This is a genomic window from Coprococcus sp. RTP21204st1_G4_RTP21204_210225, assembly GCF_040915385.1.
In the GTDB taxonomy this organism is placed as follows: Bacteria; Bacillota; Clostridia; order Lachnospirales; family Lachnospiraceae; genus Allocoprococcus; species Allocoprococcus comes.
Window position 1 is genome coordinate 1 of record NZ_JBCPDP010000041.1, and the last position, 5,246, is coordinate 5,246.

Here is a 5,246-nt window from a genome sequence, read left to right on the forward strand (position 1 = left end):
ATATCGCCAGCCATAGCATGGCTGACGATACAAAAATTTATTATTTTTTATTGTCCTCTTGACGGGGAGCATACCAGGCTTTCCGGACTTTGTAGAGGGGGCTGAATTATTATTTTGCCAGACTTCAAATATTCTGGCAGACGCCGTGCATCTTACTGTGCAACAGCTCCGAGTCTTTTGCGGATTTCAGGTCCGATGATCATGGCGATCACCATCTTGATCAGGTCCGCCGGGATAAATGGAATGACACATACTGCAAGGGCAGCAGATACAGTGTAACCTGCCTGAATGCAGAACCATGCAGTTCCGAATGCATAGCAGATTGCAGTTCCAACGATCATTCCAAGAATCTGGATCCATCTCTGACTGAATTTGTCAATTACAATACCGGCAATGATTGCCATTGGGATGAAACCAATGATATATCCGCCAGTTGGTCCGGCAAGCTTGCCGATTCCTCCGGTGAATCCGGAAAATACAGGAAGTCCCACAAGTCCGAGAAGAAGATAAAGGATATAGCTGATCGTTCCTTTCTTCCAATCCAGAAGATAGAGAGAAAGATAAATTGCAAAGTTGGTAAGTGAAATCGGCACCGGTCCGATCGGTATGGAAAGCGGTGCAAGAATGCAGGTGACAGCGGTCATAAGAGCGGTGACAGCCATTGCGTAAGTGTTGGTAGTTCTAAGTGTCTGAGCGTTTCCTTGAGTCATGTTAAGTATTCTCCTTTTAGAATGTTAATAATTTTCGGCGTGTCAATAAATTAAGCAGATTCGATCTCATATGTAAAACCGGCATCCGTAATCGTCCGGATCGTATCTTTGATTCCCTGACCATCTGCGGTCAGATAACCGGAAGCGAAGATGGAATCTACAACGCTGAGAAGCTTCTTTTCTTCACCTTTAAAATAAACCTCACGTCCGGCAGCACAACGGATATCTGACTGCGGAACCAGAAGTCTTGCAAGGCAGAGAACCTTCATGCAATACTCAGTTGTGAGTTCGGAAATATCGGCATCACCGAGCGGAGTTCCCGGAATTGGCAACAGGAAGTTGATCGGCAGAGCTTCCGGCTGGATTTCACGAAGCTCCAGAAGCATATCAACAACATCCTCTTTGCTTTCGCCCATTCCAATGATTCCGCCACTGCAGATTTCAAATCCAAGTCTCTGAAGCATTTTAATATTCTGAACGCGCTGCTCAAAAGTATGGGTAGAACAGATGTGACTGTAGTAAGCCCGGCTGCTGTTCAGGTTGTGGTTGATCCGGTCGAGTCCGGCTTCTTTTAACATTAGAGCCTGTTTTTCAGTAAGAAATCCGATGGAACAGCAAAGGTGGGTTCCGTCTTCCTTCATCTTGCGGATCTTAGAAGCCAGTTCTTCGATCTCTTCGTCGGTGAATTTCATACCGCTGAGTCCGATGCAGTGTCTGGAAAGATGATGTTCATTTACAAAATCATTATCTTTATATAACTTCTCATCAGCTACCCACTTATATTTGTCGATATCGGCTTTTGAACGACAGGATTGTGCACAGTAAGCGCAGTCCTGTGAGCAGTTACCGCTGCGGGCATTGGTAAGAATATGAATACTTACATGATTGCCCTTATATTTTCTGCGCAGTTTTTCAGCTTGTGCAATGAGCTGATCGAGTTCTTCGTCCGGTGTATTCAGGATTGCAATCGCATCTTCTCGTGAAAGCACCGGATCTGTAGTTGTTTCAATTTCAGAAATCATAAGTAAACCTTCCTTGGTAAAAAAATATCAAATACATTTCACACTTTACCATGCAAAAGAGAGAATGTCAACTTAAAATTTTATAAGGTTAACAATTGGAGGTAATACTGGTTTATTTGAAGATGATTACATTGCAGATGAAAAAAAACCATAGTATAATAAAAATCAGATTATGAAATGCAGGAGGAAAAACCAATGCGTACATTGAACGTGGAAGAGATTTCAAAGAATATCAAAGAAATGTGCATTGAAGCGAACCATTTTCTTTCAAAAGATATGGACATTGCGATGAAAAATGCAGTTTCAACAGAGAAGTCACCACTGGGGAAAAAGATATTAAGCCAGCTTCAGGATAATCTGAAGATCGCCGGAAAAGATATGATCCCAATCTGCCAGGATACTGGAATGGCAGTCGTATTTCTTGAGATCGGACAGGATGTACATTTCGAAGGCGGCAACCTGGAAGATGCGGTAAATGAAGGGATCCGTCGGGGTTATGTTGACGGATATCTGAGAAAATCCGTCGTGAAAGATCCGATTCTCAGAGAGAATACAAAAGATAATACACCGGGAATCATTCATTATAAAATTGTTCCGGGCGATCAGGTGAAGATCAAGGTCGCACCAAAAGGCTTTGGAAGCGAAAATATGAGCCGTGTATTTATGCTGAAACCGGCAGACGGAATCGAAGGAGTAAAGGAAGCAGTTCTTACGGCAGTAAAAGATGCCGGTCCGAATGCCTGTCCTCCGATGGTTGTCGGCGTGGGAATCGGCGGCACATTTGAAAAATGCGCACTGATGGCAAAAGAAGCACTTACAAGAGAAGTCGGAAGCCATTCAGACATTCCATATGTAAAAGAACTGGAAGAAGAATTACTGGAGCGGATCAACAAGATTGGAATCGGACCGGGCGGACTTGGGGGAAGTACAACCGCGCTGGCTGTCAATGTCAACACTTATCCGACTCATATTGCCGGACTTCCGGTAGCTGTAAATATTTGCTGTCATGTTAACCGCCATGTGATCCGCACTATTTAATTTACCGGGGGGATTCTGAAAAGACTTTCCGTGCCGAAAATATGTACTCGTGCGAAGATGAAGCATGTTACAAATGGTTTCTGCCCGGTGAGAGGATGTGTGTAATATTTAAAGGAAAATGAAAAGAGGATAATTATGAATACAAATGTAGACGTAGACGCAATGCGAAAAGATGCGGTTGAGATTTTTCAGAAAGGGTTCGCTTGTTCAGAGTCGGTAATCTATGCGATCAAAAAGGGCTTTGATCTTGATCTGTCAGATGATGCGATCGCTATGTCATCCGGATTCCCGTGGGGGCTCGGAGATGGTGGCTGTATTTGTGGTGCGCTTGCAGGAGCAACCATGTGCATCGGCTATTTTTTCGGAAGAAGAACACCTGGAGATGAAGCCTTTTTGAAATGCCAGCGGCTGACGAAAGAGTTTCACGACGCATTTAAAGAACATTGCGGAGCAACCTGCTGTCGTGTGCTGACAAGAGGAAAAGAAAAAAATTCTCCGGAGAGAAAAGCGCAGTGCATTAGTTTTGTAGACTTTACAGTTGAGAAACTGGCTGAAATTATTTTAAGAGAATTATAAGACTCTTGTTAGCGGTTAAAAACGCCGCAGCAGAATACAGAAAAAGAATCAGGAAGGAAAAGAATATGGAAAGACATATTACAGTTCCAGTAGCAAAGGAAGAAATACAGGATTTAAGAGCAGGAGATTATGTATATCTTACGGGAGTTATTTATACTGCCCGTGATGCTGCTCATAAAAGAATGGATGAAGTGCTTTCGGAAGGAAAAGAGCTTCCACTTGATATTAAGAATCAGATGATTTATTATATGGGACCATCTCCGGCGAGAGAAGGAAGACCGATCGGCTCAGCAGGACCGACAACAGCAAGCAGGATGGACAAATATGCACCACGCCTTCTGGATCTGGGGCTTGGCGGAATGATAGGAAAAGGGAAAAGAAGTCAGGCTGTCCGGGATGCAATCGTGAGAAATAAAGCAGTTTATTTTGCAGCAGTCGGAGGAGCAGGCGCGCTTCTTTCAAAATGTATCAAAAGAGCAGATGTGATCGCATATGATGATCTTGGCACAGAAGCGATCCGCCGCCTGGAGATCGAAGACCTTCCGGCAATTGTTGTGATCGACTCCGAGGGCAATAATTTATACGAGACAGCCGTCAAAGAGTATGCGGAGGAATAGGGAATGAATTGTGTAAAAAGAATTGCACTTATGGTAATTCGGAATATTCTGCTTGTTCCGTTTATGTGGTGCAAGCTGTGTTACTATGCCGCGCACGTAGACAAGTATCCGGAGATCACCCGATATAAGCTTCTGAAATATATTGTCAAAAGAGCCAATAAAGGCGGAAATGTAACAATCGAAGCATATGGAAAAGAAAATATCCCCAAAGAGGGAGGGTTTATGTTTTTTCCGAATCATCAAGGGCTTTATGACGTACTCGCAATTGTTGATGCCTGCCCGCGTCCGTTTTCGGTGGTGGCAAAAAAAGAAGTGGCAAATGTTCCACTTCTCAAGCAGACATTTAAATGTATGAAGGCCTACATGATCGACCGCGAAGATATCCGTCAGTCTATGCAAGTGATCATGGATGTTACAGAGGAAGTAAAGAAAGGAAGAAACTATCTGATCTTTGCAGAAGGAACCCGCTCGAAGATGGGGAACAAGCTTCTTGAGTTTAAAGGTGGAAGCTTCAAGGCGGCAACAAAAGCGAAATGCCCGATCATACCGATTGCGTTGATTGATTCTTTTAAACCGTTTGATACAAATAGTATCGCACCGGTAACGGTACAGGTACATTTCCTGGAACCGATTTATTATGAAGAATATCAAAATATGAAGACGACAGAGATCGCAAAAGAAGTAAAAAGAAGAATAGAAGAAACCATATCTGAATATGAACCAAAGGAAGCATAAAATAAAGATAAGGTAAAAAGGACAGACTCTTTGCTAGATATAGTGAAAAAGAGTCTGTTTCTTCTATATATAGATAATTAGAAAACAAACTTAAAAAAAGAAAAAAATAATCGAAAAAACCGTTGACAGAAAAAGGGTTCTTAGGTATAATTATCAATGCGCTGTGAAGTTACATTAAAAGTATGTAAACACACAGTTAAATACAGACCTTGGATCGGGCTGAGGAGAAATACTCAAGAGGCCGAAGAGGCGCCCCTGCTAAGGGTGTAGGTCGGGCAACCGGCGCGAGGGTTCGAATCCCTCTTTCTCCGTTTTGTTTGAAAATAATTTTTGAAAAAAACTTCAAAAAAGTTATTGACAAGCAAGAAGATATATGATAATATATCAGAGTTGCTGTTTGAGAGATTCAAAAAAGCAACAAAAAATAATTTAAAAAAGTTGTTGACAAACATGAAACACTTTGATATAATGTAAAAGCTGTCGCATGAAACGGCAACAACAAAAAAGAACATTGATAACTGAACAATAGACAACAAACCCTGAAAATT

6 protein-coding genes and 1 tRNA gene are annotated in these 5,246 nt (G+C 42.3%); 5 read left to right on the forward strand and 2 right to left on the reverse strand.

Features of this window, described 5'->3' with window-relative positions; all coding sequences use genetic code 11:
* Positions 1-152: 152 nt before the first annotated feature.
* Complete coding sequence (locus AB5213_RS16785; RefSeq protein ID WP_368276999.1) at positions 153-710, reverse strand: biotin transporter BioY; 558 nt, start codon at positions 708-710, stop codon at positions 153-155.
* Between the two features lie 50 nt (positions 711-760).
* Complete coding sequence (gene bioB / locus AB5213_RS16790; RefSeq protein ID WP_055297481.1) at positions 761-1,732, reverse strand: biotin synthase BioB; 972 nt, start codon at positions 1,730-1,732, stop codon at positions 761-763.
* Positions 1,733-1,927: 195 nt separating this feature from the next.
* On the opposite strand from bioB, the gene AB5213_RS16795 reads away from it, so the two are divergent.
* The 5 genes from AB5213_RS16795 (at position 1,928) to AB5213_RS16815 (ending at position 5,009) form a co-directional block, all read left to right on the forward strand.
* On the forward strand, positions 1,928-2,770 hold the full coding sequence (locus AB5213_RS16795) for a fumarate hydratase (RefSeq protein ID WP_055248668.1): 843 nt from the start codon (positions 1,928-1,930) through the stop codon (positions 2,768-2,770).
* A 135-nt stretch (positions 2,771-2,905) separates the two neighbouring features.
* Positions 2,906-3,346 carry a C-GCAxxG-C-C family (seleno)protein gene (locus AB5213_RS16800; protein ID WP_022220240.1) on the forward strand — a complete coding sequence of 147 codons (441 nt, stop codon included), beginning with the start codon at positions 2,906-2,908 and terminating at the stop codon, positions 3,344-3,346.
* 47 nt (positions 3,347-3,393) lie between these two features.
* A complete protein-coding gene (locus tag AB5213_RS16805) occupies positions 3,394-3,963 on the forward strand; it encodes a Fe-S-containing hydro-lyase (RefSeq protein WP_368277000.1) in 570 nt (189 codons plus the stop codon).
* Positions 3,964-3,966: 3 nt separating this feature from the next.
* A complete protein-coding gene (locus AB5213_RS16810) occupies positions 3,967-4,698 on the forward strand; it encodes a 1-acyl-sn-glycerol-3-phosphate acyltransferase (RefSeq protein WP_117836198.1) in 732 nt (243 codons plus the stop codon).
* A gap of 223 nt (positions 4,699-4,921) precedes the next feature.
* Positions 4,922-5,009 (forward strand) — tRNA-Ser (locus AB5213_RS16815).
* The last annotated feature ends 237 nt before the right edge of the window (positions 5,010-5,246 follow it).